Below are 24,207 nucleotides of genomic sequence, written 5' to 3'. Positions count from 1 at the left end.
CGGTGTGCGTGGGGAATGGCTGTCTCCATCCTGCTCCGCCCGGGCGGCGAGGACAGCGAGCGAAAGAGCCACGTCCCGCACGGAGTAGAGTCGACCGTCACCACCCCACCCACTGCCCGTACGGGCGCCCTCGCCGCGCTCACCCCGGGCCGCGCGGCACCCGCCGCCACGGCGGACGTCGGAGGGGGTTCGAACCACTAACGCGAGGCACATTTCGGTGAACGCTCCACCGGTCGTCGAATGGACCGAGGCCGACGAGGCCCGCTCCGCCCTTTGGCGTTCCGAGAACGGCGCGCCGCCACCCCGCCGCCTCGTCATCGCGGACGACCGCACGAAGGCCGACGACGCGTACAAGCTCGCCTGCGAGGGCACCGCGCTGCTGTGGCGCGGCGACTTCCACAACGCGCGCCAGCTGCTGACGGCGCTGGCCCGCCGCATCGACCGCCGCCCGCGCAAGGCGCCGCCCTCGGACGTCACCCAGGCCTTCCACCTGCACCGGGCCGCACAGAACCAACGCGCCCGCATCCTGGGCATGCTGCTGATCCCGCTCGACGCGACCTACGCCGTCCCGTTGCACCGCGCCCCCGACGTCCGGGAGGCCTGCGCGCAGGCATACGGCCCGCCCCCGCAGCAGCCGACGCCGGAGCAGCCGGTGGCACCGCAGCCGGCCGAGCCCGCAGGGGGCACGGCGTCCGCCCCCGCCACCCCCGAGGTGGCGTTCGTCGTCTCGCTGCGTGAGCTGCTCGGTCTGATCGGTGCGAGCGAGTGGCGCAAGAAGGGCGTGGAGATCCCGGCGCTGGGAGGCGACCGGATCCACCCCCACTACGGCGTGTTCTCACCGGCCCGCGGCGAATACGTCGACCTGGTGGCCGAGGCGCCGCTGCCCACCGAGGAGCTTGCCTTCGACATCGGCACCGGCACCGGCGTGCTGGCCGCGGTGCTCGCCCGGCGCGGGGTGCGGCGCATCGTCGCCACCGACCAGGACCCGCGGGCGCTGGCGTGCGCCCGCGAGAACACCGAACAGCTGGGTGTCGCCGGGCAGGTGGAGGTCGTCGAGGCCGACCTGTTCCCGGCCGGCCGGGCCCCGCTGATCGTCTGCAACCCGCCCTGGGTGCCGGCGAAACCGACCTCCCCGGTGGAGCACGCCGTGTACGACCCGGGCAACAGGATGCTGCACGGCTTCCTCAACGGCCTCGCGGACCATCTGACACCGGGCGGCGAAGGCTGGCTGATCCTGTCCGATTTCGCCGAGCACCTCGGACTGCGGCCGCACGCCGAACTCCTCGACGCCTTCGCCAAGGCAGGCCTGACCGTTCTGGACCGCCACGACATCCTGCCCCGCCACCCGCGCGCCCGTGACACCTCCGACCCCCTGCACGTGGCCCGCGCCGCCGAGGTCACCTCCCTGTGGAGGCTGGGCGCGACGACCTGAACCACCGTCCGGAGACGCCGGGCCGCCCGGCCCGGAACGAGCTCCGGGGGGGGCTTCGGACGCTTGGCGTCTGGCGATTGGCTTCTGGCTTCTGGCGCGCACGCTGGGCTTATCGCGCCTGGTGCCCGCCGTCTCGCGCCTGGCCTCCGGCGTCCCGTGCACGGCGCCCGCTTCTCCTCTCCGACCGGTCGGCGCCTCGCAACGTCCGTCGCCCTCCTTCGACTCCTTCGCCCTGCGTCGCCACCAGCCGCCCCGTCCAGGGACGGCTCCCCCTATGGGGACGCGGGACCTGTCCGTGACAGACCCCTCGGCTGGCCAACCGCACCCCTTCCCCCCAACTCGCGGCCCCAGGCACCGCACCGTCGCCAAACCCGCACCAGCACCGGGACCAGGACGGGACCGGGACCGGAACAAAGGCCAACACCCGCTTCGGTAAGCGCCTCGGCGGCGACCTTCTTCCTCCGGCAGCGGAGGAGTTGGCCCACGCCCCGTCCCCATGGCCGCCCCCAGCACTCACTCCGGCTCCGGATCGCGCTCCCGCTGCCCCCCCGCTCCCGCTCCCGCTCCCGCTCCCGCTCCCGCTCCCGCTCCCGCTCCGGGGCAGGGAACCGCCGCCGATCGTGCACGATGGACCACCATGGATGCCCAGCAGCTTCTCTCCCGCGCCCGCCGGCTCGCTGCCACCGCGACCGCCGACCGCCGTCGCCTGCTCGGCATCACCGGGCCGCCCGGCGCGGGCAAGTCCACGCTCGCCGCGCATCTCGTGGCGGAGCTGGCCGGGCAGGCTGCGCTCGTCCCGATGGACGGCTTCCATCTCGCGGAGGCGGAGTTGCAGCGGCTGGGCCGCCGCGACCGCAAGGGCGCGCCCGACACCTTCGACCCCGCCGGATACGCGGCTCTGCTGGCGCGCCTGCGCTCCCCGGAGCCCGAGGTCACCGTCTACGCGCCGGCCTTCGACCGTCGCATCGAGGAGCCCGTCGCCGGAAGCATCCCCGTGGCGCCCGACCTGCCGCTCGTCGTCACCGAAGGCAATTACCTCCTGCTGGACTCCGCGCCGTGGGCCCGGGTCCGCGCGCTGCTCGACGAGGTCTGGTACGTGGAGCTGGCGACGCCGGAACGGGTCCGCCGGCTGGTCGATCGCCACCAGCGATTCGGCCGGCCGCATGCGGAGGCCGAGCGATTCGTTCACGCCTCGGACGAGGCCAACGCCCGTGTGGTGGCGGCGACTCGGGACCACGCCGACCTCATCGTCACCTTCACCCCCGGAACGGCACCGCCCCCGCCGGCCGAATAGCGCCTCCTCACCACGCTCCTGTCACGTCCTCCCGCCTGCTCCATGGCCGTCGGCCTCACTCCCTGGGCCGCCGGATCTCACTCCCCTTGCCTCCGCCCCTTCGCCAGCAGTCCGACGAGAGACAGCGCTCCCCATCCGACGGACACCGCGACCGCTTTCTGCTTCCGTCCACGGTCCGGCAGCGTCGCGCCGAGGAGGACGGCGTCCCCGAAGTCGGCGGCGAGGCGCACACATACGGCCGTACGCAGCGCCGGGCCGGCGGGCGCCAGGACCATCGCGAGCCCACTGGCCGCATCGCGCCAACCGAGCGGACGCAGCGAAATCCGGGTCGCCGGCTCGCTCTTCCCCTCGTCGTTGACCAGCCCCGAGGGCCTGGCCAGCAGGTCGGGCAGCGCAGTCACCGCGATTCCGTAGACCGCCGTCGCCGCCCCGACCGCCCTCAAGAAGCCGACCTTCATCCGCCGTCCACCTTCCACCGAGGCCACCACAGCCAGACATCCGCATATCAATGCATCCACACTCAACCAGCAACAAAGCCAACCTTCAGCCATGTAACCGCGTCTACCTCACAGGAACCCAAACCCCCTGCACTGCTCCCAATCCCCACCAACCCCACCCCTCACCGACGCCCGACCCAAACCCAACCCGTCCCGCACCGGACCTGACACCCGCGCCTACCCCCACTCCTCGTGACACCCCTTCAAGCCACCCACCCTCCATCCCATCCCTCCATCCCACCCCTCGCCCCATCCCTCAACTCGCTCCTCAACTCCGCCCCGACCCAACCCTGCCCGCATCCACCCCCTTCCCAAACGACACCGTCGATGTCATCATGACACCATGAGTGTCGTTGAGGCGGATGACGAGCGCGGCCCGGCCGCCACCGAAGACCTTCTGCACGGCGTCGTCCGACGCCTGCGCCCCCTCCACCGCGCGGCGGTCCGCTCGGTGGAACGCGAGCTGGTGGGCACGGGCATAACCGCAGGTGAACACGCCCTCCTGGACGCACTGCGCACCGAAGGCCCCCGCACCGTCCCGCAGTTGGCCCGCACCCTCGGGCTCGACCGGCAGCCGGTGCAACGCTGGGTGAACCACGCGGCGGAGCTGGGCCTGGTGGTCACCGCCCCCAACCCCGCCCACCGCCGGTCATCCCTGATCCGGCTCACCACCGAGGGCACCGAGGTGATGCGCGGGATACAGGCATCCGAGAGTGCCGAGCTTCGGCGCGGACTGGCGGACCTCTCCGCGGAGGACATCGCCACTGCCCTGCGGGTACTCGACCGGATCGGGGAGAAATTCCGGCACCTGGCGGCCGACTCGCGCGTTCCACCGAAGGAAAGCGGCAGTCCCGACAACTCGGGCAGCCATCAAAAGCCGCACGCGGCTTCGGCTTCACCAGTCCCACCGCAGGTGCCACACGAAGGACGGCTCACGGAATGACCAACGGAATCAGTGCCTGGTCCGAGATCGACAACGGCATCGTGCCGATCGAGGACGGCGAGCTGTTCTACGAGACGGCCGGTTCGGGCCCCGCCGTGGTCCTGCTGCACGGCGGCATGCTCGACCAGCACATGTGGGACGAACAGTTCGCCTGGCTCGTGAACTCCGGTCTGCGCGTCATCCGTTACGACTCCAGGGGCCACGGTCTCTCCTCCACCGTCACCGGGGACTACGCCAACCACGACGACCTGGTGGCCCTCCTCGACGCGCTCGACGTTCCCCGCGCCGTCCTCGTCGGGCTGTCGCACGGCGCCCGGGTCGCGCTCGACACCGCGCTCGCCCACCCGGCGCGGGTGGCGGCGCTGGCGCTCGCCTCACCGGGGGTCAGCGGCCGCCCCTTCACCGACCCGTTCCTCCTGGCGCACATCAAGGAACAGGTGGCGGCGATCGGCACACCGGACGGCGTCGAGCGGTACGTCGAGCACTTCCTGCGGATGTGGGTGGACGGGCCGCACCGTGAACCGTCCGCCGTACACCCCGGATTGCGCGAGCGCCTGCGCGCCTCGGCCGAGGCCAACGTCGAAGTACACGCCGACGGGCTGGGCGCCGGCAGACCCGTCGAGGTCGGTGCGGCCACGCGACTCGGCGAGATCCGGGTGCCCACCGTCGTGCTCGACGGCGACCTCGACAGCACCGATATCTCCGCCAACGCCCACGCGATCACGCTGGCCGTCCCCGGTGCCCGCAGAGTGCGTATACCGGGCGCGGCCCACATGGTGAATTTGGAGAACACCGCCCTGTTCGACCAGGAACTGCACGCCTTCCTGTCGTCCTTGCCCTACTGACCGAGTCGCCCGGCAGGGCCATGGACCCGACCCGAGGGCGGCAGCGGGGCAGTGGTGCGCGGGAAGCCGGTGACGGGCATGCCTTCAGCCCCGGACCGGGGCGGCGGTGGGCTCATCGCGACCAGCGCATCGTCGGCGGCCTCGCCTCAGGTGGCGTCCCCTGCCGCGGCGCCCGTCGCGAGGTCGGGGCCCCAGCGCTCCAATGCCACGGCCAGGTCGAGCGGACGCAACCGGTCCGGCTCATCCGGCCCCGGCCAGTCCTCCCGCGGGACCCGCCACATCACCTCGAATTCATTGCCGTCCGGGTCCTTCGCGTACAGGGACTTGGAGACGAGATGATCGGTGGCGCCGACCAGCGCCCCGTGGGCGGTGAGCCGCGTCTCGGTCGCGGCGAGTTCACCGAGTGTGCCGACCTCCCACGCCAGGTGATACAAACCGACCCGGCCCGCTTCCGGCCCCGACGCGTCAGGCCCTACCGCGAACAACCCCAAATCGTGGTCGTTGAGCGAGCCCGGCGCACGCAGGAACGCGGCCCGCCCGGGGATCTCGGTGGCCGGCGTGAGCCCGAGGGCGTCGGAGTAGAAGGCAACGGATTGCGCCACGTCGCGGACATAGAGCACCGCGTGATTAAGACGTCGTACGGACATAAGGCTCTCCGATCTCCTGACGCATCGCGCCGCACGTCGGCACACAAGCCGTCCGCGGCCCAGCGCACCTACTTCCGGACGAGCAGCACACCGCCGGCGACCACCACGCCGAGGACCAGAGCGGCGACGCCGTGCACGAGCCGGTGCGCGCGCAGGGCGGGCAGCAGCCGATCGGCGGCGTAACGGCCGGGGCCGGTGAGCGCGAGAGCGGCCGCCCCCGCGGTCAGCAGCAGCTCGTACTCCACACCCTTGGGCGCGAAGAAGCCGCCACCCCACTTAACGGCCAGCGCATTGATCATCGTGCCCACGATTGCCGCGCCCGCAAGCGGTGTGAGCAGGCCGATCACGAGCCCCAGCCCGCCGAGCGTCTCGCTCAGCCCGGCCACGACGGCCATCGTCCGCCCCGCCGGAAATCCACTCATCGTGAAGAACTGCCCGGTGCCGTCCAGGCCCGGCCCGCCGAACCAGCCGAAGAGCTTCTGGGCCCCGTGCAGGGCCATGGTCAGGCCGAGCGCGAGCCGGAGGAGCAGCAGCCCCACGTCGTAGCCGTGCGTGGACGGGGCGAGCCGCGACTCCGGACCGATGTTGAGGGTTCGCAGAGTGCCGAGGGGGGACGTCATGGGGAGCGCTCTTTCCCGTGGGGAGTGCGGCCGACCGGCCGCGGACAGTTACTTGAAAGTTCAAGTCACCCGCCCGACGATACACAGCGCCCCAACCCCGGACAACCACGGCTGCGGACCGCCGCGACCGCCGAAGGCCCCGCGGCAGCCAACGAGGCGGGCACGAGGTGAACACCTCATACCCGCCCGCGCGCCCGTCACATCGACACCACCGCGCCCGCTCTCACCCCTACCCAAGGCTGCCCCTCATCTCCCCTGGCCACCCGCCCCCTACGGCTGCGCCTCGGGACCCCGCGCAGGTTTCTCAAATCCCCGCTCGGAGCCCCGCACATTGTTGAGAACAGCCTTCCCCTGCCGGTCGACCATGCGGGTCACCGATTCCTGCAAAATACCGAAGGCGATCGCCCAGGCGATAATCTGCGGCCCGTTGTCCAGATTGGTCAGACCGGGAATGAATTCGCCGTGAATCAGAAGAATCCCCAGGAGCGCCGCCAAGGCGCCGATCGGGAGTCTCAAGAGCACCAGCATCATGGGCACGGAATACGGCATGGCGGTGCCCTGAATAAAACGAATGGAGACAGCACCCGCCAACGCCGCGGCACCCAGACCAGCCACCTCCACAAGCAGCACATCGGTGCCACCAGGTTTTCCACCCACCGGGCACGCTCCGCCCTCGAAGCAGAGATTTGGCGGAATCACCGAGGGATCGAGAAAACCCCACATCACAAAGATTCCGGCGATGACGCCCGTGGCCACAACCGAGGACAGCAGGATGTTACGGAAGCTACGGACCTTGGCCCGCTCCGTCTCCTCCGCGTCGTGCGCCGCGAGCAGCGTGCTCACCGCGAGTTCACGCAACGGGGGCTTGAGCTCGTGTCCGGTGTTCTGCAGCCGCTCCTCCAGGAGTTGCAGCCTTGGATCGGAGCGCCCCAGGTGCTGCCGTGCTTGCGCCAGAACCACGGCTCCACGCCACGTCAGATCGTCCTCGCTCGCCAGGTGAAGGAGTTTCACCTCGGCTCTGTGAATATTTGCGGATGCCCGGTCCACGGCCGCACCGGTGAACTTCGACCACGCACTGGCCTTGCTCCCCGTGGCATGCCGCGCGGCCCGCAGGTGCGTGTCCGCCTTTTTGGCCACTTCTTCATCGCAGGGATCCAGCCCGATTTTCCGGATTCTGTTCAGCTGCCCCTGAAGCTCTGCGATATGCGCGGCCGCCCGTTGGCACCACGGGGCTCTCGCGTTCCCGGCCACATCGTGGTCTTCATCCAACGGGTTCGTGGCGGCATTCCGCATGGGGCCTCCAGCAGCAAATCCCTCTCCTTCAAGTAGGGGCCTCCCATGAGGGACGCGCAACCCGGGCCCCGCCCAGAGTTATTGGACCATTCAATTGCCGAGCGGCTGAAACGTGGAGCGGGCGCGCCACTCCTGAGAGGTGATACTCAAGCCCCGGAGAGGTGGTGGCCAACCTCCGGAGATTCGTAGCTCACCCTCCGGGCGGTATGTGCCAGAGCGGGGCCTGATTCTGCTCCGGGCGACTGTCGAGCAGCAGTTCCCTGAGCTCTTGTCGCTGGTTGCCGCCGAGGCCGAAACCCTCGGCGAGCCGGCCGAACGTGGTGTGGGTGATTCCGCGGGCCCGGGCATCGGACTCGAAGGCGTCCAGCTGACGGAGTACGGCCTCCGGGGCGAGCTCTGTGACGGACCGGCTGACGGGCTGACCGGCAGTGCTGCGCTCATGGTCGATTTCGGAGAAGCCGCAGATCTCGCGGCTGTACCGCTCGACCTCGCGCAGGTCCTCCGTGGCGAGGATGGCTCGGGCGAGCTCGTTGCGGTCCAGGGCTTCCTCGAGGTCCGCCTCGTACGCGGCAGGGCCTTCGTCCGTGAGCGGGATCGGCAGCCCGTTACCCCTGACCTCACACAGACCGCGAGCGCCTCGTGCCGTCGCGGCCAGCAACGCCGCCGCCTCGGAAGGGTGCCATTCCAGCACCGAACTGACCGGCTGAACGTGCTCGGCGGTGAGCGTCATGGCAATGGGACCGAGCCGGTCGCGCAGGGCCTCGGCGGGAAGCTCGCCGTCGAGGCCGGGGCCGGCGACCAGGAGCCGTACGGGGAAGTTCAGTTCGCAGCACGCCGCGAGGGTGAGGGCGTCGGCGAGCGGACTACGGAGTGTGGGCTCGCCGCCCTGGGCGAGGATGTCGCCGCCCACGTCCAGGAGATCGACGGAGTCGGGGTCCAAGTGCCGGACAAGCTCTTCGAGTTGACGGATGATGCCCTCGGCGCCGTGGTGCGGGTCGATGAGCGCGAAGGTGTGCGGGAGTTCCGCGGCCAGGCCGGGAAGCGTCGAACCGGCCGGAGCGACCGGTTTCGCTTCGGCGGGAACGGCCCACACGCTCGGGGTGAGGGGCCGCAGGCCCGTGAAGTCACCCGGCCCTCCGGGGCCCGGGACGGGATCGGGCAGCAGGCGGTCCCACGCGTAGGTGAAGATCGTGGCCGGGTTCTCGCCGCCGTACAGAGTCGCATCCAGCATCGCGGCGGCGACGGCGTCGCCGCCTCCTCCTGCAGCCACGAACAAGCGGGTCACATTCCTCAGCGTACGGGCACCGAACCCCCGCCGCCGGGCCGCAAGCCGACAGTCACGGCGACCCAGATCGCCCCTCCCCCAGACCTCACCGGTCGCCCACTTCCCGCCCTGCCACATCAGTGCAAGGCAGCGCGAGGGAGACCACAGCGACTCGGACGGGCCACACGGCGCGCAATCGGCACGCACCCATGACGGGCGCGGCGCGCCCGGAAAAAAGATCAAGGCCCAGGCATCCGAATCCACACCGGATGACCTGGGCCTTTGTCGTTCAACACAAGGAGTGGGCACAACAGGATTTGAACCTGTGACATCTGCTTTGTAAGAGCAGCGCTCTACCGCTGAGCTATGCGCCCTGGCCGAGCCGACAGACTACCTTGCCACCAGGGCTGAACTGCAAACCAGTGCGCGAAGTGTGAACTTACCGGCCGGTGTGTTCGTTTCCGTTGAGTGGGAGAATGTGAGTCGGTTCTGGGGCGATCCGATCGGGAGAGGGATGTGACGGCGACACACGCGCAGCCGCACGAGCAGCGAGCACGCCGTAGATCCCGCGGGGGCCGAGTCCGGGATGTGGTGGCGCTGATGTTGCTGCCGTTGCCCCTGGTGGTGGCGATGGCGCCGGCCTCGTTCGCCGGTGGGGGTACCCGTCGCTGGTTCGGGCGCGGGGAGAGTCAGCGGGCGGATGCGCAGGCCGCGAAGGATGCCGCGGCGGCGGCGTTCTACGAGCTGGACACCGCGCAGCGGGATCTGCGGATCTCGATAGAGACGATCACCGCGGTGGACAGTTCGCCGCGGGCACGCAAGGCCGCCGAGGACTACGCGGCTTTCGGGCGGCGGATCGACGAGGTGAGTCAGGGCTACATCACCGCGGTCGACACCCACGACCTGGACCGTGACGACCTGGACGGCGCCGCGGTGGCGCGGGCGCGGGCCGATCTGACGCGGGCCAAGGAGGAGCTGGACCGCGTCAAGCTGGAGCTGGACCGGTTCGCGCAGGGGCTGGGGCCGCTGCTGCAGACCGCCGAGACGCAGCTGGCGCGGCTCGCCCCCGCTGTGGAGCGGGCGCGGCAGGCGCTGCTCGCGGCGAGCAACGCGCTCGACACGGTCCGGGCGCAGGGGCTGAAGGCGGACGAGCTGGCGGCCCGGCTGGCGGCGCTCGCGCCGGAGCTGACCAAGCTCAATCAGGGCGCCGGGCAGCACGGCGTGCAGGAGACGATCCGGCGCGCCGACGAGGTGCTGCGCAAGGCCGAGGACGTACGGACCGAGGCCGAGCGGCTGCCGGAGACGGCGGCGGAGATCGACAAGCGGCTGGTGTCGTTGCGGACCCGTGCACAGGCGATCACGACGCGCGCCGGGAAGGTCGATCCGGTGCTCAGTGAGCTGCGACGGCGCTACAGCGCGGCGTGCTGGCAGGACCTGCAGCACGTACCGGAGCAGGCCGCGCACTCCGTCCAGCAGGCCGAGATCAAGTTGCGGGAGGCGCAGCAGGCGCGGGACGAGCAGCGCTGGGCGGACGCCACGAGCCGGCTGGCGACCGTGCGGGCGCTGCTGAACACCACGGACGAGGCGGTCTCGGCTGCCGGTGACCGTCTGCAGCGGCTCGATTCGGTGTCCTTCGACCGGCAGAACGAGGTCGAGAAGACCCGGTTCGCGATCCGGGACGCCCAGCGGCTGGCGATGGCCGGACGCAGCACCCCTGACGCACGCCATGCCGGTCCCTTGGACGACGCCGTGGCGCGGCTGGACCGCGCGGTCGCGGGGCTCGAGGGGCGGCACCCGGACTGGTGGCACTTCCTGACCGAAACCGAGGCGATTCGGCACACGGCGGCCCGGGTGGTGCAGGAAATTCGCGACGCTCGGGGTGGCGTCGGCGGATGACGGAGCGGGGATGCCCCAGCGGGGGCAACTGAGCGGGCGGGGGACGCCGGGGCTTGTGACAGGGGCGGGCGTGACCGGTCCGTGGGGCGGCGCGATGGCGTGATGCGGCGCTGTGGCGGATCCTGGAAGGCATTACGGCCCAGGCGGCAATCCTGCGCGAAGGAGGCGGCCGGACATGGTGACTGGGGCTACGGGCCTGCACAGGCCCTCCAAGCCGTTCCACGGCAAACCGCGCCACACACGCCTCGATGAACATCTGCCGGTGGACCACCGGCTGAGCCGCGTATATCGCGTCGGCGCCGGGCTCATGGGCGTGGTGCTGGTCGTGTTCGGCATTCTCGGTCTGATCGACAAGATCGGGTTCTTCGATACCGGCGGCGACACCGTGGCCGGGCTGAACACCAACGGCGCGCTGAGCGTGATCTCGATCGTCGCCGGCGGCTTGCTCTTCGCCGGCATGGTGATCGGCGGAAACTTCGCCTCCACCCTGAACATCGTCTTCGGACTCCTCTTCCTGCTGAGCGGATTCGTGAATCTGGCGCTCCTGGAAACGGATGCGAACTTCCTCGCGTTCGAGATCCAGAACGTGGTGTTCAGCTTCTTGGTGGGGCTGATGCTGCTGGTGTTCGGCATGTACGGACGGGTCAGCGGCGGCTTGCCGAACGACAACCCGTACTGGCGCACCAGGCATCCCGAAGAAGCGGAACGACTGGCCAGGGCGCGGTTGCAGCCCGAGGGCGGGGTGGCAGCGGCCAAGCGGGCCGCGCTCATGCGGGTGCGGGAAGGAGCGGGTACGGCCGCTCACGGTCCCCCCGCGCGCGGTGGTGCGATCGGGCGGGCGGGCAGCTCCGGCGGCTCGGGAACGCCTGGCACACCCCCGGAAACCCCCGGCGGCAGCCCCGGTTCCGGAAGCTCCCCCGGCAGCTGACCGATGCGGTGAGAGGCCAGGGGCGAGGACTGAAGGGGCCGGGTGACAGGGAGGCGGTGGCTCGCGGGCCCGCCCGCCCGTGGGCCGTGCCCTGGCGCACTGGTCAGCCACATTCGTCAGCCGGCGCGGCGCGTGGCGGGCAAGACGCGCCAACGCCAACCAACCTCGCTCGCCAGGTGCGTTGACCACCCTCGCTCGCCGAGGCCGATCGGCCGACCGACCCACCGACCTACCGACCTACCGACCGCACGCTCGCTCGCCGAGGCCGATCTGCGGGCGTACGCCGCGTCCGCGCCCGTGTGGCGCGGCAGGATCCCACTCGTGAAGGCGGCGTGTCCGGGGACGCCGGTGAGAACAGGAAGACCAGGGGAGCAGCATGAGGCAGTTGGGAGACGCAGCCTCCACCACAGGCCGCGGAGTTCAGGGCGCGGCGGTGGAAGCGCTCGCGCAGCGGATCGTCGACGGCACCTACGGAGAGGGGGAGACGCTCTCGTCGCCGGAGCTGATGGAGGAGCTGGACCTCAGCCAGACCCTCCTGCGCGAGGCGATCAAGGTGCTGGTCACCAAGGGGCTTCTCGGCACCCGCCAGGAGCACGGCACGGTCGTCCGCCCCCGGGACGAGTGGAATCTCCTGGACGCCGACGTGCTGCGCTGGAAGCTGGCGGCCGGCCCCTCGTCCGATTTCTTCGCCGATGTGCTCGAACTCCGCCGTTCCATCGAGCCCGCCGCGGCCGCGCTCGCGGCGGAGCGCCGTACCGACGACGACCTCGCGGCGCTCAACGCCGCGTTGAGCGCGATGGCGGCGACCGGCGGTGACGCCGAGCTGCTCGTACGCGCCGACGCCTCCTTTCACACCGCGATGTTGATCGCGTCGAACAATCGCTTCTACGCCCAGATGTACCGGGTGATCGTGCCCGTGATCATCCAGCGGGACCGGGCCGCGCACGCCGAGGGCGCGTCCGAGCACCCCGCACACGCCGCGGTCGTCGAGGCCGTGCGGGACCGCGATGTCGACGGTGCCTATATGGCGATGCTCGAACTGCTCGACAAGTCCGCCCGCGATCACCCGTAGGCATCCGCCCTCGACCGTCTCGCCCCCCCATGAGCACATGGCCCGACCGGCAGTCGCAGAGATCGCCGAGGCGCTGGGCGGGACCCCGTGGTAGGCACACGTATCCGGCCCTGTATACCCGTGGGTGGGGACACCACCACAGATGACACCACCACGCCGACACCGGAAAACAGGAAAGGCCATGGACTTCACTACCGCGGGCTTCGGTACCGCGCTACGAGCCGAGCGGCTGGTCGCCATCATTCGGGGCAAGGACGCGGAGGCGTCGTTCCGTACGGTCTTGACGCTGGCGGAGGAGGGCGTTCCGCTGGTCGAGATCTCGCTCAGCGGAAGAGATGCCCTCACCGTCATCGAGCGGGCGCGTGCCGCTCTCGGGGAGGCTGCTTGGCTCGGCGCGGGCACCGTCCTGACCGCCGACGACGCCCGTCGCGCCGCCGACGCCGGGGCGAATCTCATGGTCACCCCCGGCCTGGGCGCCGGCCTGGAGGAGTCCGTACGCCGTGAGCTGCCGACTCTCGCCGGTGTGATGACGCCGTCCGAGGTGATCGCGGCCGACGCGCTGGGCGCGTCCGCCCTGAAGCTGTTCCCGGCGTCGGTGGGCGGGCCCAGCTATCTCCAGGCGCTTCGTGCGCCCTTCCCGGACCTGCCGTTCGTGCCGGTCGGCGGGGTGGACGCGGCGGCTGCGCGCGCGTACTTCGCCGCCGGGGCGGTGGCGGTCGGCGTCGGGTCGCCGCTGATCGGAGACGCGGCCGACGGCGGCGATCTTGCCGCGCTGCGAAGGCGCGCAGCGGAGTTCAAGGCGGTGTGCGCCCGATGACCGGAGGCTCTGGCCGGCCCCCGCGGGCGGAAGTCCCGGGGCCGTCGCCACGGGACGGAGATCAGGACGGGCCGGAGGTCCTCACCTTCGGCGAGACGATGGTCGCCCTGCGCGGCAGCGGCCCGCTGAAGCTGGGCGGCACGATGCAGGTCTCCGTGGCCGGTGCGGAGAGCAACGTCGCCATCGGACTGGCCAGGCTCGGGCACGCCGTCCGTTGGAGCGGAGCGGTCGGCGAGGACGAGGCGGGCCAACTCGTCCTCCGTACGCTGCGGGCGGAGGGCGTCGATGTCTCCGGCGCCTCGACGGATCCGGACGCGCCGACCGGGCTGATCCTCTTCGAGCCGCGGCTTCCCGAGGTCACCCGGGTGCACTACTACCGGGCGGGGTCGGCAGGCTCACGGCTGACGGAAGGCGCTGTGGAACGCGCCTTCTCCGCCGCACCGCCCCGGGTCCTGCACCTGACCGGGATCACTCCGGCGCTGAGCGCCACCGCCCGCTCAGCGGCCCTCCTCGCCCTCCGGTCCGCGCAGCGGTCGGGCACCCTGGTCTGCCTCGACGTCAACTACCGCGCCCGCCTGTGGACCGCGGACGAGGCGTCCCGTGTCCTGCGCACCTGGATCCCGTACGTGGACGTCCTGATCGCCTCCGACGACGAGCTTCCCCTGTGCCTGCCGCCGGCCACCGATGCGGCGGGAACGGAGGCCGGGGGGACGAGCGCCAGGACCGGGACCGGAACCGGGACAGGTCCCCTTACCGACCCCGCTACCGATCCTGTCGCCGCTCAGGCGCGACAGCTGCTGGACCTCGGCGTCGATGAGGTCGTCGTCAAACTCGGCGCGGACGGAGCGAGAGCCTTCACCCCGGACGGCAGCCTGGACCGGCCCGCGAAATCCGTACGTGCCGTCGACTCCGTCGGGGCGGGCGATGCCTTCGTCGCCGGCTACCTCTCGGCGCTGCTCGACGGCGAGGCGCCGACCGGGCGCCTGGAGCGAGCCGTGACCACCGGCGCGTTCGCGGTGGCCTCCCCCGGTGACTGGGAGGGCGCGCCCACCCGGGCGGAGCTGAGCATGCTGGGCGCGCCGCCGGGCACCGTCGTGCGCTGAGCGACGCCGCGGCTAATCTGTGGCCATGCCTCGTTACGAGTACCGGTGCCGCCCCTGCGGGTCCACCTTCGAGCTGAACCGTCCCATGGCAGAGTCCTCCGCCCCGGCCGTCTGCCCCGACGGCCACGAGGACACCGTCAAGCTCCTCTCAGCGGTCGCCGTCGGCGGCTCCGCGTCCGCTCCCGCCCCGAGCGGTGGTGGCGGGGGCGGCGGCTGCTGCGGAGGCGGCTGCTGCGGCTAGTCGCGCTCCCCGGGCAACGTCCCCGGGGCGTCCGTCCCGGGGCAGTCATGCCAAGGCGGCCGCCCCGGGGCGCGAGGGCCGGCAGCCGACGCTCAGCGCTTGCGCGCCAGCGTCACGCCGTCCGCGACGGTGAGCATGACCGCCTCCATCCGCTCGTCGGCCACGACATGGTCGTTGAACTCCTTGATGGCCCGGGCCGAACCGGTCGCCTCGGGGTCGACGACGCCGCCGTGGAAGAGGACGTTGTCCGCGACGATCAGGCCGCCGGGCCGCAGCCGCGGCACCAGTTCCTCCCAGTACGCGATATAGCCGCCCTTGTCCGCGTCGAGGTAGGCGAGATCGATGTGCGGCTCCGCCGGCAGGGCCTTGAGAGTCTCCAGCGCGGGCGCGATCCGCAGGTCGATGCGGTCGGCGACGCCGGCCTTGGCCCATGCCTCGCGGCCGTATGCCGTCCACTCCTCGGACACATCGCAAGCGATCAACGTGCCGTCCGCGGGCAGCGCCCGGGCCATGGACAGGGCGGAGAACCCGGTGAACGTCCCGACCTCGACGACCCGCCGGGCCCCGATCAGCCGCACCAGGAACGCGAGCAGCGGCCCCTGCTCCTCCGCCGACTGCATGCCCGCCGACTCGGGGAACTCCCGGTGGGTGGTCTCCACGAGTGCCCGCTGATCGGGGTCAAGCGGCGGGTTGTGGGCGAGGACGTAGTCATACATCTGCGCGGTGATCGGCGTGCTCTTGGACTCGGTCACTGACTCTCCTTCGATGCCGGACAACGGGGTCGGCCGGCTCCCGGACGGCTCAGCCAACCGCCTCGGCGAGCGTAGCCGAGCCCCGCTGCGCCTCTCCGCCGCGACGCGTCATCGGGCCAACTCCTCCGTCGCCACGAGTCGGTAGGCCGACTCTCCGGCCCGGGGGGGGCAGCCCCTGCCCAACCCGCCGTCGCGTCGCATGCCCGCGTCAGGCGCCGCCCTCCACCCCCGCCGCGCCGCGGAGGAATGCCCGTACGATCTCCTCGCCCGCCGCGGCCCCGCGCTCCTGGAGTGCGGTGACGTGTGGCGCCTGCCAGCCGGAGTCCGCCAACTCGCCGTGGCCGGGCCGCCAGCCGCGGTCCGCGGCGAGCAGCAGATCGGCGTCGAGCAGGGAGTCGCCGGCCCCGAGGACCTCGGACGCCCCCGTGCGGCGCGCCACCTCCGCCACGGCGGCGCTCTTGGTCAGCGGCTTCGGCACGGCGTAGATCTTGCGGCCCTGCAGGGAGACCGTCCAACCGCGCTCCTCGGCCCAGCCGGTGAGGTCCTTGACCCATGTCTCCGGGAGCAGGGACCGCTCCACGACGAGGTAGGCGAAGAGGTCTTCCGCCACGCGTTCCTTGAGCAGCCAGGCCGGTTCCGCGGTGCGGACGAGGTGGGCACGGACCTCGTCGAGGGGTGCGCAGTGCGATGCGAGCCGCTCCGCGACGGTCCGCCGCCAGTCCTGGTCCGACTCGCCCCGCACGAGCAGGTGCCCGCCGTTGGCGCAGATGGCGAACTCCGGTGGCGGGCCGGGGAGATGGATACGGCCGTACTGTTCGCGGGTGCGGGTGGTGGTCGGCACGAAGGTGGTGCTGCCGGCCAGTTCGGCGAGCAGTGCCGCCGCCGTCTCCGTCATGAAGGACAGTGGCTTGTTCTCGTAGACCTCGACGCACAGCAGCCGTGGGGCCTGGGCGTCGGGCATGTCCAGGGCCAGCGCGGCAGCCGAATAGATCAGGGTGCGGTCGAGGTCGCTCGCGACGATCACGCTCATGAGGAGGCCACCGCCTTGCCGTCGGCGCCTGTCGCCCCGCGGGTGAACCGTGGATGGATCAACCCCACGCAGCTGTACGGGAGTTCGTCGACCTCTTCGACGGGCACGCCGCGCTGCTCGGCCAGCAGGCGCACATGGTCGAGGTCGGCGCCGGCGCCCCGCTTGGCGAGGATCTTCCAGGGGACCCGGCGCAGCAGCACGCGTGTGGTCTCGCCGACGCCGGGCTTGACGAGGTTGACGTCGTTGATGCCGTGGGCGGCGCTGATCCGTTCGACGGCGGCCCAGCCGGCCCAGGTGGGTGCCCGGTCGGCGGCGGCCAGCTCCCGTACGTCCGCGGCGACTTCCTCGGCGACGTCGTCGAAGTGCGCGCCGATCGCGTCCAGGAAGTCGCGCGACACGTCGGTGCCGGCCAGCTCCCGGTAGAACTTGGCGCCGTGGAAGTCGTCCGGGCCGACCAGGTCGTCGCGCAGCACGGTGCGCGATATGAGTCCGGAGACGGTGGAGTTGAGGCAGGCCGACGGGATGAGGAAGTCGTCGCGGGTGCCGTAGGTCTCGACGCAGCCGCCCGGGTCGGCGAGGACGGCGATCCGCGGGTCGAAGCCCGGGAAGTCCTCCAGCGCCTGGGCGAGTTCGCGGGTGATGGCGCCCTTGCCGGTCCAGCCGTCCACGAAGACGATGTCCGCCGGGTCGTGGTGCGCGGCCAGCCAGCGCAGTGCGGTGGTGTCGATGCCCCTGCCGCGCACGATCGATACGGCGTAGTGCGGCAGGTCCAGGCCGTGCGCGTGCTGCGCCCAGCGGCGCATCAGCACCCCGACGGGGGTTCCGGCGCGTGCCAGCGAGACGAGTACCGGCCGCGCCCGGGGGGCCTCGGGGCGCTGCCGCTCGGCGAGCACCGTGTCGGTGACGGCGCCGACCGCCCGCGCGATCCGACGGGCGGAGGTCCCCAGGGCGCTGTGGAAGAGGGCCTGGTACTGCTCGCTCGGCTGGTATTCGACGGGCAGCGACTCGGCGTAGTGGGCGCCGCCGCGCTGGATGGCCTCCTCGCGCTCCTCCGTGGGCGCTTCCAGCGTGACGTCGGAGAGGTCCTGGAGCAGCCAGCCGACCTCCTCGGGGGCGTACGAGGAGAAGGCGGGGCCGCGCAGCGGCTCGGGCAGCGGCATGGAAGGAGCCTGTCGTCGCGGAGGGCGGGGTGCGGAGGTCGGGTGGGGTGCGGAGGTCTCGCGTGCCGCCGTTTCGGCTGAACCCGAGGTGGCGGGCGTTTCTGTCGGGTCGGCCGGGTCAGCCGGGTCTGCCGCGCCGACCGTCCCGCGGAGCGGCCCCGACGGAGACGTGGTCCGCGGGGCGTACGAGGGGATGACGGCGAGGAGCAGTCGGTCGGTGTGCTCGGCGAGGCGGTCCAGCAGGCCGCCAGTGGTGTGCAGTTCGGGGCCGTCGCCGCAGGAGTCCACGACGGCCACGATGGCGTCGAAGCCGCGGTCCTGGTCGGCGCCGGCCGCCACGTTGTACGCGTACCGCTCCCCCGGGCCGTCGGCGGGCCGGTCATGGGCGGGGAAGGACAGGCGGGTGCGTATCGCGTAGCCGGGATCGTCGACGGCGAGCACCGGGGAGCGGGTGGTGGTCGAGAAGAAGACCGACGCGCCGCCGGACGGCGTCTCGGCGACCTCGGCGGTCCCGTCGGCCCCGGCCCGGGGCCGTACTCCGGCCGCGTCACCGCCGACCCGCGCGTCCAGTGCCTCGGCGATCCGCAGCGGCGCGTACATCAGCTCCTCGTTGCCGAGGACGAGAATGCGCCGGGCGCCATCCAGCTCCGCCGCGAGCCGGGCGCCCATGGCCGGCAGCGCGGCCTCCAGCCGCTCGCGGTGTGCCGGGGTGAAGCCGTGCCTGCCGCCGTCCGGCAGCCCGGCGGGCCAGGCGAGGTCGACCCGTACGGCGCGTGAAGCGGGAGCCCGACGGCCGAGGGCCGCAGCGACGTCCGCTGCCGCCCTCTCACCGGGCGCGGAGGCGGATCCGTTCGCGGTTGCCGCACCCGAGGCCCCCGCCCCCTGTGCCGCGCCGGCCTCATGGGCGGCCACGAGTTCCTGCCCGCGCTCCAGGACGTCCACCGGAAGCCGCACGCCGCCCGCGGCCAGGGCCACGAGGTCGACGCGGGCGCCCAGTTCCGCCGCGAACTTCTCCAGCCGGCTGCGGTCCTCGTCGGAGCGCATGTCGACGAGGGCGACCACGACATACCGCTCGCGCGGGAAGCGCGCGTGCAGCGACTTGATGGTGTTCAGCACCGTCCTGCCGGTCGAGAACTCGTCGTCGACGAGGACCAGCGGGCCGTCCCCGGCGAGGAGAGCCGGGTCCTCCGGAAGCAGCAGGTGGGACGTCGCGTGGCTGTGCTCCTCCTCGAAGCCGCCCACCGGCTCGACGCCCGCCACCGGCCGGCGGGTGGAGTGCAGATACGGCGCGAGGGCCAGACCATCGGCGACGGAGTGCCCCAGCCCGGTGGCGGTCTCGGCGTACCCCAGGACGACGGAGCGGGCGGCGGCCTCCTCGCCCAGCAACTCGCGCACCCGGCGCCCCAGCCCGAAGCCGGCGCCGTGGACGGCCCCCGGACGCTGCGGGACGTGTTTGCCCAGTACGTTCGACACGAGCAGATGGGCCCGCTTGGGATTGCGCCGCAAGGCGAGCCCCAGCAGCTCCGGCAGCTCGTCCCCGCCGTTCAGCGAGACTCCGAGCCGCTCAGCGACCCACTCTCCTGTCCACACCACGCGCTTCGTCTCCTCCATCATGTCGCTCGCCGCCTTCCGCGGCCTGTTCCCCGCCATGCCGGCCACGTCCTAGGGGAGGCTTGCGGTCAGCAGCTCCACGAAGCCGACGCCCTCCCGCGCCACGCCGAAGGCCTCCGCCCGCAGCAGGGTCCGCTCCGCCCAGGCGCGGTGCGGCTTCACCTCGTTCATCTTGTTCGTGTAGGCGGAGCGCAGGACTCCGCCGTCGCACCGCTCGGGCCGCAGGATGTCCCCGGCGTCGCTGAACTCCTCGTGGCTGACGACCGAGAGGGCGTGGACCGGCGCGACGTGCGAGGGGTGGATGCAGGTCTTGCCCTGCAGCCCGTTGGCGCGGTCCAGCTCGATCTCGCGCAGCAGGCCGTCCATGTCGTGCTCGATCAGCGCCGTACGCAATTCCTCGGCCCGGCCGAGGAACGGACTGCGGCGCAATTGTGGCTTGAACATGCGCTCGTGCAGGCGGAAGTACTCCCACACCGGGCCGGTGATGGTGAAGCCCGTGCCGTCCGCCCGCCCGAGCACATTCACCACGTCGGAGATCACCGAGGCGACGATGTGGACGTCGTACGCGGTCATGTCCGGCGCCCTGCGCAGGCCGTAGGCGGAGCAGAAGTCCGTGACACCGAGCCGCAGGGCCAGGACCCGGTCGCGGTGGGCGCCGACGGTCCTGGCAATGCCTTGCAGGGTCTGCGCGCGGGTCTCCAGATGCAGCAGCTGCGGGGATTCGAGGACCGGCATCGCGAACAGCCGCCGGCCGCACGCCGACTCGGCCGCGGCCAGCGCCTCCAGGAACGGCACGCCGCGCTCTTCGGTGAACTTCGGCAGAACGAACCCGGACAACCACCGCACGGCCGGGCCCATCCGGCGCACCAGATCCGGTATCTGACCGGGCGTGCGGACCCGTATGAACAGCAGCGGGAGGTCGGCGCCTGAGGCCGCCTCCTCGTCGAGCGCGGCGAACTGCCGGACGAGATTGGCCTCGCCGGCCTGCACATCGCCGTCCCCTATGGAGTCCTCCAGGCACAGGACCATGGACCGCACACCGTGCCCGGCCTGCTTGAGGACGTCGGCAGCCAGACGCGGCCGGGTGGCAGGGCTGTAGAGCGTCGCGCCAAGGGCGGCCGCGAGAGTGCGGGCCGGGGAGTCAGGAGTGAACTCCACAGGCTCCTGGTGGAACAGTGTCTTGCGGGTGTCCGGCGCAAGATGCCCGAAATGACGCATACAACTCCCCGTATACAGGCGGGACCCGGTCACGCCCACTGCGTCTCGCTGTCTGGATCCAGCCGGTAATCGTACGTGTGCCGGGGTGCCATTAGTTCCCCCGTGCGTGAAAATCTCGTAACCCGCCCAAGTCGCCCAGATGTCCACGACCCCGGCAACCGCGAGGCGCCAGGGGGCCGGTGCGCGCGGCCCTGGCGCGCCGGTCAGGCCCCCGCGTTGTCCCTGCGACCTCCGGGAAGGCAGGATTGCGGCATGACGCACGCGATGTTGAAAGGGTCGAACGTACCCCTCGACGCCACGGCCGTACGGGCCGTCCTGCGCTGGACACCCGGCGCCGGCGTCCCGGATGTCGATGCCTCGGCCCTCTTGGTGGGGCCCGAGGGAAGCGTGCGCTCCGACGAGGACTTCATCTTCTACAACCAGCCGCGGCATCCGAGCGGACTGGTCCGGCATCTGCCCAAGACCCGTCTCGCCGATAGCCTGACGGACACCATCGAGGCGGATCTGGCCACCCTCGACGCGGCAGTGGACCGGGTGGTGCTCACCGCCTCGTCGGACGGTGGCGCGTTCTCGCTGGTGCCGGATCTCCGGGTGCTGCTGTATGACGCCGCAGCAACTGACGGGGAGCCGCTCGCGGTGTTCGACGTGGTGCCCGAGACGGGCGATGAGACGGCGCTGATCTGCGGGGAGCTCTACCGGCGCGCGGACAGCTGGAAGTTCCGCGCACTGGGCCAGGGCTACGAGACCGGACTGGTCGGTCTGGCGACCGAGTTCGGGATCTCGGTGGAGGGCGACCCCGCCTCCGGACGTACGGGCCCGGTGACGGCGGAGGCGGACCCGGACGCGACGGTCGCGGTGGCTCCCGGCCAGGACCCCGCCGCTGGCACCGAGCAGCCGGCCGCTCACGGACCCGCGCGCGGCGGATCCGACGGCCCGGCCGGCATCCCCTCCCAGGGCGCTCCCACCGGCCCCTCGTCGCCGCCGCCGAGCGCCTGGCCCGAGGAGGCCGTCAGCCCGCCCGTCGCGGCGGACGCGCAGTCGTATCCGGCGCCTGGTCCGGACGCGGTCACCCAACACATGGCCGACCCGGCGGCGGATCCGGTCTCCGCCGCTCCGCCCGCCACCGCGGCGCAGGTCTCTCCGCCGCAGCCCACCGGCGGCTACGGCTACCCGCAGAACTTCCCGCCGCCACCGGCCCAACCCCCCGCCCAGTCCGGGTACGGCTATCCGGGGTCGCCGCCCGCGCAGCCGCAGTACCAGCCGCAGCAGTCCGCGTACGGCTATCCGCAGCAGCCCCCGCCTCCGCCGCAGCAGCCGTACCCGGGTGGAGCGACCTACGGCCATCCGGCGCCGCAGCCCTTCGTGCCGGACCCGTCGTTCGTCCTGCCTCCCCAGGGGCCGCAGTTCCAACGCCGCTAGCGGGGGTACCCGTGCAACAGTCGTCCCGGGCCGGCCACGAGCCCCCGGGGCGGCGCTTTGTCCGGGCCCACCGGCCGGCTTGCCGGCGCCGCCGGGGGCACGTCGCGCACCACCCCGAGGGAAGCCCCGGAGGAGCGCTTCGGGGCACACGTCCTCAGACCTTCGACTTGTAACCCCGGCCCCACTGGAGCCCCCAGCCGTACAGCCGGTCCAACTCCGCCTGGAAGCCGTAGACGTACTTGACCTCGCGCCGCACGGTCAGCTCGCCCTTGTTGTTCTCCAGCATGAAGATGGCGCAGGAACGGGCCTGCGGGGCCCGCTCGTCGAGCCTGATCTCCATCCGGGGCCCGGTGCTCGGGTAGAGCGTCACGACGGCATGCGTACGGTCGAACGCGGGCGTTCCGTCATAGATGTAGACGAAGATCAGCAGCCGTTTGATCTCGTCGCGGTGGTCCATGTTGATGTACAGCGTCTCGCCGGACGGGGAGCCGAACCGGTCGTCGCCGCTGAGCTGCACATAGGGCGCCGCGTTGAGATCGCCGAGGAAGTTGCCCAACGGCTGCACCACACCCTTGGTGCCGTCCTTGAGTTCGTACAGGCAGGCCAGATCCAGGTCGATCTTGACCACGGCCGGGCCCTGGGCCTGCACGATCTCGGGCTTGAACAACTTGCCCGGATTCCGCCATAAGCCGCCCGCGCGTCCCCCGCTGCGCTCGCCGAGGTCCGATGTCCGCATCTGCCAGTGCAGATTGACCCGCAGATGCCCGCTGGCCGCCCCCTGTTTGGTCAGGGAGACGACCGGATTGCGTTTCGTCAGCTCGACGACATACGACGCTCCGCCGTTGTCGTACTTCGGCGCGCCACCGCGCCACCAGTTCTCCAGGAACGACACCTTGCCCCACCCCATAGCTCGGCCCCTACTGCCGCGGGGCGGCCCCGAGGTCTGCACCCCGGTGACCGCCCCGCAGAGAGCGTTCCTCAATCAGCGCCGCGTAATCACACTCCGGAGGTGACTTCCGTCTTCTCCCCCGGTGTGTCCCCCGGTTTGCCCTCGCGCTTGTTGCGCACCACCGAGGACCAGAAGGACGCGCCGATCAGCACCAGGCCGACCAGGCCGGTGATGACCTCGTTGATCTCGTACCTGATCGTGACGAGGAGGATGACGGCCAGCGCACCGATCGCGTAGTGCGCGCCGTGCTCCAGGTAGACGTAGTCATCCAGGGTCCCCTGGCGGACGAGGTAGACCGTCAACGAACGGATGTACATCGCGCCGATGCCCAGACCCAGCGCCATCTCGAAGATGTCGTTGGTGATGGCGAACGCGCCGATGACACCGTCGAAGGAGAAGGACGCGTCGATGACCTCGAGGTAGAGGAACATGAAGAACGCGGCCTTGCCGGCCAGGCCGACCGCTGCACCGGTCCCACCCTTCTTGGCCGCTGCCGCCTCCTCGGCTTCCTCTTCCTCCTCCAGCTTGTCCTCGAAGAAGCCGGAGATACCGCCGACGACGAGGTAGGTGATGAGGCCGGCGACACCGGACAGCAGGACCGTGGCGCTCTTGTCACCGCCGCCGTGCGGGACGTCGGTGGCAAACGTCATGGCGCTCACCAGCAGGGCGACCAGGGCGATGATGACGGACAGCGTGTCGAGCTTGCCCAGCTTGCCCAGCGGCTTCTCCAGCCACGCCAGCCACTTGTAGTCGCGCTCCTCGAAGATGAAGTCGAGGAAGATCATCAGCAGGAAGATACCGCCGAAGGCCGCGATGGCCGGGTGGGCGCTGGTGACCAGCTCCTCGTAGTGCGCCTTGTCGTTGATGGCGAGATTGACCGCCTCGATCGGCCCCAGTTTCGCGGTGATCGCGACGATGACGACCGGGAAGACCAGTCGCATGCCGAACACCGCGATGAGGATGCCGATGGTCAGGAAGATCTTCTGCCAGAAGGCATTCATCTTGCGCAGGATGCCGGCGTTGATGACGGCGTTGTCGAACGAGAGCGAGATCTCCAGGATGGAGAGGATCCCGACAATCGCGAGCCCCCGCCACCCCCAGAGCACGCCGGCCAGAGCCAGGCCGAGCACCGTGACGGCGAACGACCAGCCAAAGGTTTTCAGGAGCACTGCCTAC

The 24,207-nt window shown here is 71.3% G+C and carries 23 protein-coding genes and 1 tRNA gene; 12 read left to right on the top strand and 12 right to left on the bottom strand.

Features of this window, described 5'->3' with window-relative positions; genetic code table 11:
* Nucleotides 1-15 precede the first annotated feature (15 nt).
* From ACH4FH_RS23470 to ACH4FH_RS23460, 3 genes are all read left to right on the top strand, one after another.
* Complete coding sequence (locus ACH4FH_RS23470) at nt 16-201, top strand: hypothetical protein (protein ID WP_398557824.1); 186 nt, start codon at nt 16-18, stop codon at nt 199-201.
* A 16-nt stretch (nt 202-217) separates the two neighbouring features.
* The gene (locus ACH4FH_RS23465) at nt 218-1,432 is read left to right on the top strand and encodes a methyltransferase (protein ID WP_398557823.1); all 1,215 of its coding nucleotides are present in this window, start codon (nt 218-220) and stop codon (nt 1,430-1,432) included.
* Between the two features lie 637 nt (nt 1,433-2,069).
* Nucleotides 2,070-2,726, top strand: coding sequence for a nucleoside/nucleotide kinase family protein (locus ACH4FH_RS23460; protein ID WP_398557822.1), 657 nt, complete (start codon nt 2,070-2,072; stop codon nt 2,724-2,726).
* A 77-nt stretch (nt 2,727-2,803) separates the two neighbouring features.
* Here ACH4FH_RS23460 and ACH4FH_RS23455 read toward each other — a convergent pair whose 3' ends face one another.
* Nucleotides 2,804-3,184 carry a hypothetical protein gene (locus tag ACH4FH_RS23455; RefSeq protein WP_398557821.1) on the bottom strand — a complete coding sequence of 127 codons (381 nt, stop codon included), beginning with the start codon at nt 3,182-3,184 and terminating at the stop codon, nt 2,804-2,806.
* Between the two features lie 382 nt (nt 3,185-3,566).
* Between ACH4FH_RS23455 and ACH4FH_RS23450 the strand changes: the two genes are divergently transcribed.
* Nucleotides 3,567-4,166 (top strand): MarR family winged helix-turn-helix transcriptional regulator, encoded by a 600-nt coding sequence (locus ACH4FH_RS23450; RefSeq protein WP_398557820.1) that lies wholly within the window; start codon nt 3,567-3,569, stop codon nt 4,164-4,166.
* Nucleotides 4,163-5,011 carry an alpha/beta fold hydrolase gene (locus tag ACH4FH_RS23445; RefSeq protein ID WP_398557819.1) on the top strand — a complete coding sequence of 283 codons (849 nt, stop codon included), beginning with the start codon at nt 4,163-4,165 and terminating at the stop codon, nt 5,009-5,011. The genes ACH4FH_RS23450 and ACH4FH_RS23445 overlap by 4 nt, the downstream gene beginning before the upstream one ends.
* 146 nt (nt 5,012-5,157) lie before the next feature.
* Here ACH4FH_RS23445 and ACH4FH_RS23440 read toward each other — a convergent pair whose 3' ends face one another.
* From ACH4FH_RS23440 to ACH4FH_RS23420, 5 genes are all read right to left on the bottom strand, one after another.
* Nucleotides 5,158-5,658, bottom strand: a complete 501-nt coding sequence (locus ACH4FH_RS23440) for a VOC family protein (RefSeq protein ID WP_398557818.1) — start codon at nt 5,656-5,658, stop codon at nt 5,158-5,160.
* Between the two features lie 68 nt (nt 5,659-5,726).
* On the bottom strand, nt 5,727-6,278 hold the full coding sequence (locus ACH4FH_RS23435) for a DoxX family protein (RefSeq protein ID WP_398557817.1): 552 nt from the start codon (nt 6,276-6,278) through the stop codon (nt 5,727-5,729).
* Between the two features lie 270 nt (nt 6,279-6,548).
* Nucleotides 6,549-7,571, bottom strand: coding sequence for a hypothetical protein (locus ACH4FH_RS23430; protein WP_398557816.1), 1,023 nt, complete (start codon nt 7,569-7,571; stop codon nt 6,549-6,551).
* Nucleotides 7,572-7,761: 190 nt separating this feature from the next.
* Nucleotides 7,762-8,802 carry a DUF1152 domain-containing protein gene (locus ACH4FH_RS23425; RefSeq protein WP_398557856.1) on the bottom strand — a complete coding sequence of 347 codons (1,041 nt, stop codon included), beginning with the start codon at nt 8,800-8,802 and terminating at the stop codon, nt 7,762-7,764.
* A gap of 335 nt (nt 8,803-9,137) precedes the next feature.
* Nucleotides 9,138-9,209: transfer RNA gene (locus ACH4FH_RS23420), tRNA-Val, on the bottom strand.
* A 142-nt stretch (nt 9,210-9,351) separates the two neighbouring features.
* Between ACH4FH_RS23420 and ACH4FH_RS23415 the strand changes: the two genes are divergently transcribed.
* The 6 genes from ACH4FH_RS23415 (at nt 9,352) to ACH4FH_RS23390 (ending at nt 14,892) form a co-directional block, all read left to right on the top strand.
* The gene (locus ACH4FH_RS23415; RefSeq protein WP_398557815.1) at nt 9,352-10,731 is read left to right on the top strand and encodes a hypothetical protein; all 1,380 of its coding nucleotides are present in this window, start codon (nt 9,352-9,354) and stop codon (nt 10,729-10,731) included.
* 307 nt (nt 10,732-11,038) lie between these two features.
* Entirely contained in the window at nt 11,039-11,659 is a 621-nt protein-coding gene (locus ACH4FH_RS23410) for a DUF4383 domain-containing protein (protein ID WP_398557814.1), read from the top strand.
* 376 nt (nt 11,660-12,035) lie between these two features.
* Nucleotides 12,036-12,731 (top strand): FadR/GntR family transcriptional regulator, encoded by a 696-nt coding sequence (locus ACH4FH_RS23405; protein ID WP_398557813.1) that lies wholly within the window; start codon nt 12,036-12,038, stop codon nt 12,729-12,731.
* 181 nt (nt 12,732-12,912) lie between these two features.
* The gene (locus tag ACH4FH_RS23400; protein ID WP_398557812.1) at nt 12,913-13,548 is read left to right on the top strand and encodes a bifunctional 4-hydroxy-2-oxoglutarate aldolase/2-dehydro-3-deoxy-phosphogluconate aldolase; all 636 of its coding nucleotides are present in this window, start codon (nt 12,913-12,915) and stop codon (nt 13,546-13,548) included.
* Entirely contained in the window at nt 13,545-14,651 is a 1,107-nt protein-coding gene (locus ACH4FH_RS23395) for a sugar kinase (RefSeq protein ID WP_398557811.1), read from the top strand. Before ACH4FH_RS23400 ends, ACH4FH_RS23395 begins: the two co-directional genes overlap by 4 nt.
* A 25-nt stretch (nt 14,652-14,676) precedes the next feature.
* The gene (locus ACH4FH_RS23390; protein WP_398557810.1) at nt 14,677-14,892 is read left to right on the top strand and encodes a zinc ribbon domain-containing protein; all 216 of its coding nucleotides are present in this window, start codon (nt 14,677-14,679) and stop codon (nt 14,890-14,892) included.
* 92 nt (nt 14,893-14,984) lie between these two features.
* Here the strand turns inward: ACH4FH_RS23390 and ACH4FH_RS23385 are convergent, their stop codons facing one another.
* The 4 genes from ACH4FH_RS23385 to ACH4FH_RS23370 all read right to left on the bottom strand — a co-directional run bounded on the left by ACH4FH_RS23385 (nt 14,985) and on the right by ACH4FH_RS23370 (nt 20,663).
* Nucleotides 14,985-15,608 (bottom strand): O-methyltransferase, encoded by a 624-nt coding sequence (locus ACH4FH_RS23385; RefSeq protein ID WP_398557855.1) that lies wholly within the window; start codon nt 15,606-15,608, stop codon nt 14,985-14,987.
* Nucleotides 15,609-15,852: 244 nt separating this feature from the next.
* Nucleotides 15,853-16,674 (bottom strand): HAD family hydrolase, encoded by an 822-nt coding sequence (locus ACH4FH_RS23380; protein ID WP_398557809.1) that lies wholly within the window; start codon nt 16,672-16,674, stop codon nt 15,853-15,855.
* Nucleotides 16,671-19,448 carry a phosphoribosyltransferase gene (locus ACH4FH_RS23375; protein WP_398557808.1) on the bottom strand — a complete coding sequence of 926 codons (2,778 nt, stop codon included), beginning with the start codon at nt 19,446-19,448 and terminating at the stop codon, nt 16,671-16,673. Before ACH4FH_RS23375 ends, ACH4FH_RS23380 begins: the two co-directional genes overlap by 4 nt.
* Nucleotides 19,449-19,496: 48 nt before the next feature.
* A complete protein-coding gene (locus ACH4FH_RS23370; protein WP_398557807.1) occupies nt 19,497-20,663 on the bottom strand; it encodes an HpcH/HpaI aldolase/citrate lyase family protein in 1,167 nt (388 codons plus the stop codon).
* Nucleotides 20,664-20,915: 252 nt separating this feature from the next.
* On the opposite strand from ACH4FH_RS23370, the gene ACH4FH_RS23365 reads away from it, so the two are divergent.
* Entirely contained in the window at nt 20,916-22,082 is a 1,167-nt protein-coding gene (locus ACH4FH_RS23365) for a TerD family protein (protein WP_398557806.1), read from the top strand.
* Between the two features lie 154 nt (nt 22,083-22,236).
* Here ACH4FH_RS23365 and ACH4FH_RS23360 read toward each other — a convergent pair whose 3' ends face one another.
* Nucleotides 22,237-22,989 (bottom strand): Tellurium resistance, encoded by a 753-nt coding sequence (locus ACH4FH_RS23360; protein ID WP_398557805.1) that lies wholly within the window; start codon nt 22,987-22,989, stop codon nt 22,237-22,239.
* Nucleotides 22,990-23,078: 89 nt separating this feature from the next.
* On the bottom strand, nt 23,079-24,200 hold the full coding sequence (locus tag ACH4FH_RS23355) for a DUF475 domain-containing protein (protein ID WP_398557804.1): 1,122 nt from the start codon (nt 24,198-24,200) through the stop codon (nt 23,079-23,081).
* Nucleotides 24,201-24,207 lie beyond the last annotated feature (7 nt).

The sequence above is a fragment of the Streptomyces sp. NPDC017993 genome, assembly GCF_044328065.1.
GTDB lineage: Bacteria > Actinomycetota > Actinomycetes > Streptomycetales > Streptomycetaceae > Streptomyces.
The sequence above is the reverse complement of the archived record's forward strand: the minus strand, read 5'-3'. Positions and strand labels throughout refer to the sequence as shown.

Bases quoted from the DNA above. Each gene is read 5' to 3' on its own strand.
- ACH4FH_RS23470 (WP_398557824.1), top strand. From the start codon at position 16: ATGGCTGTCTCCATCCTGCTCCGCCCGGGCGGCGAGGACAGCGAGCGA.
- ACH4FH_RS23460 (WP_398557822.1), top strand. From the start codon at position 2,070: ATGGATGCCCAGCAGCTTCTCTCCCGCGCCCGCCGGCTCGCTGCCACC.
- ACH4FH_RS23455 (WP_398557821.1), bottom strand. From the start codon at position 3,184: ATGAAGGTCGGCTTCTTGAGGGCGGTCGGGGCGGCGACGGCGGTCTAC.
- ACH4FH_RS23450 (WP_398557820.1), top strand. From the start codon at position 3,567: ATGAGTGTCGTTGAGGCGGATGACGAGCGCGGCCCGGCCGCCACCGAA.
- ACH4FH_RS23445 (WP_398557819.1), top strand. From the start codon at position 4,163: ATGACCAACGGAATCAGTGCCTGGTCCGAGATCGACAACGGCATCGTG.
- ACH4FH_RS23440 (WP_398557818.1), bottom strand. From the start codon at position 5,658: ATGTCCGTACGACGTCTTAATCACGCGGTGCTCTATGTCCGCGACGTG.
- ACH4FH_RS23435 (WP_398557817.1), bottom strand. From the start codon at position 6,278: ATGACGTCCCCCCTCGGCACTCTGCGAACCCTCAACATCGGTCCGGAG.
- ACH4FH_RS23430 (WP_398557816.1), bottom strand. From the start codon at position 7,571: ATGCGGAATGCCGCCACGAACCCGTTGGATGAAGACCACGATGTGGCC.
- ACH4FH_RS23425 (WP_398557856.1), bottom strand. From the start codon at position 8,802: ATGCTGGATGCGACTCTGTACGGCGGCGAGAACCCGGCCACGATCTTC.
- ACH4FH_RS23410 (WP_398557814.1), top strand. From the start codon at position 11,039: ATGGGCGTGGTGCTGGTCGTGTTCGGCATTCTCGGTCTGATCGACAAG.
- ACH4FH_RS23405 (WP_398557813.1), top strand. From the start codon at position 12,036: ATGAGGCAGTTGGGAGACGCAGCCTCCACCACAGGCCGCGGAGTTCAG.
- ACH4FH_RS23400 (WP_398557812.1), top strand. From the start codon at position 12,913: ATGGACTTCACTACCGCGGGCTTCGGTACCGCGCTACGAGCCGAGCGG.
- ACH4FH_RS23395 (WP_398557811.1), top strand. From the start codon at position 13,545: ATGACCGGAGGCTCTGGCCGGCCCCCGCGGGCGGAAGTCCCGGGGCCG.
- ACH4FH_RS23390 (WP_398557810.1), top strand. From the start codon at position 14,677: ATGCCTCGTTACGAGTACCGGTGCCGCCCCTGCGGGTCCACCTTCGAG.
- ACH4FH_RS23385 (WP_398557855.1), bottom strand. From the start codon at position 15,608: ATGTATGACTACGTCCTCGCCCACAACCCGCCGCTTGACCCCGATCAG.
- ACH4FH_RS23380 (WP_398557809.1), bottom strand. From the start codon at position 16,674: ATGAGCGTGATCGTCGCGAGCGACCTCGACCGCACCCTGATCTATTCG.
- ACH4FH_RS23375 (WP_398557808.1), bottom strand. From the start codon at position 19,448: ATGATGGAGGAGACGAAGCGCGTGGTGTGGACAGGAGAGTGGGTCGCT.
- ACH4FH_RS23370 (WP_398557807.1), bottom strand. From the start codon at position 20,663: ATGCGTCATTTCGGGCATCTTGCGCCGGACACCCGCAAGACACTGTTC.
- ACH4FH_RS23365 (WP_398557806.1), top strand. From the start codon at position 20,916: ATGACGCACGCGATGTTGAAAGGGTCGAACGTACCCCTCGACGCCACG.
- ACH4FH_RS23360 (WP_398557805.1), bottom strand. From the start codon at position 22,989: ATGGGGTGGGGCAAGGTGTCGTTCCTGGAGAACTGGTGGCGCGGTGGC.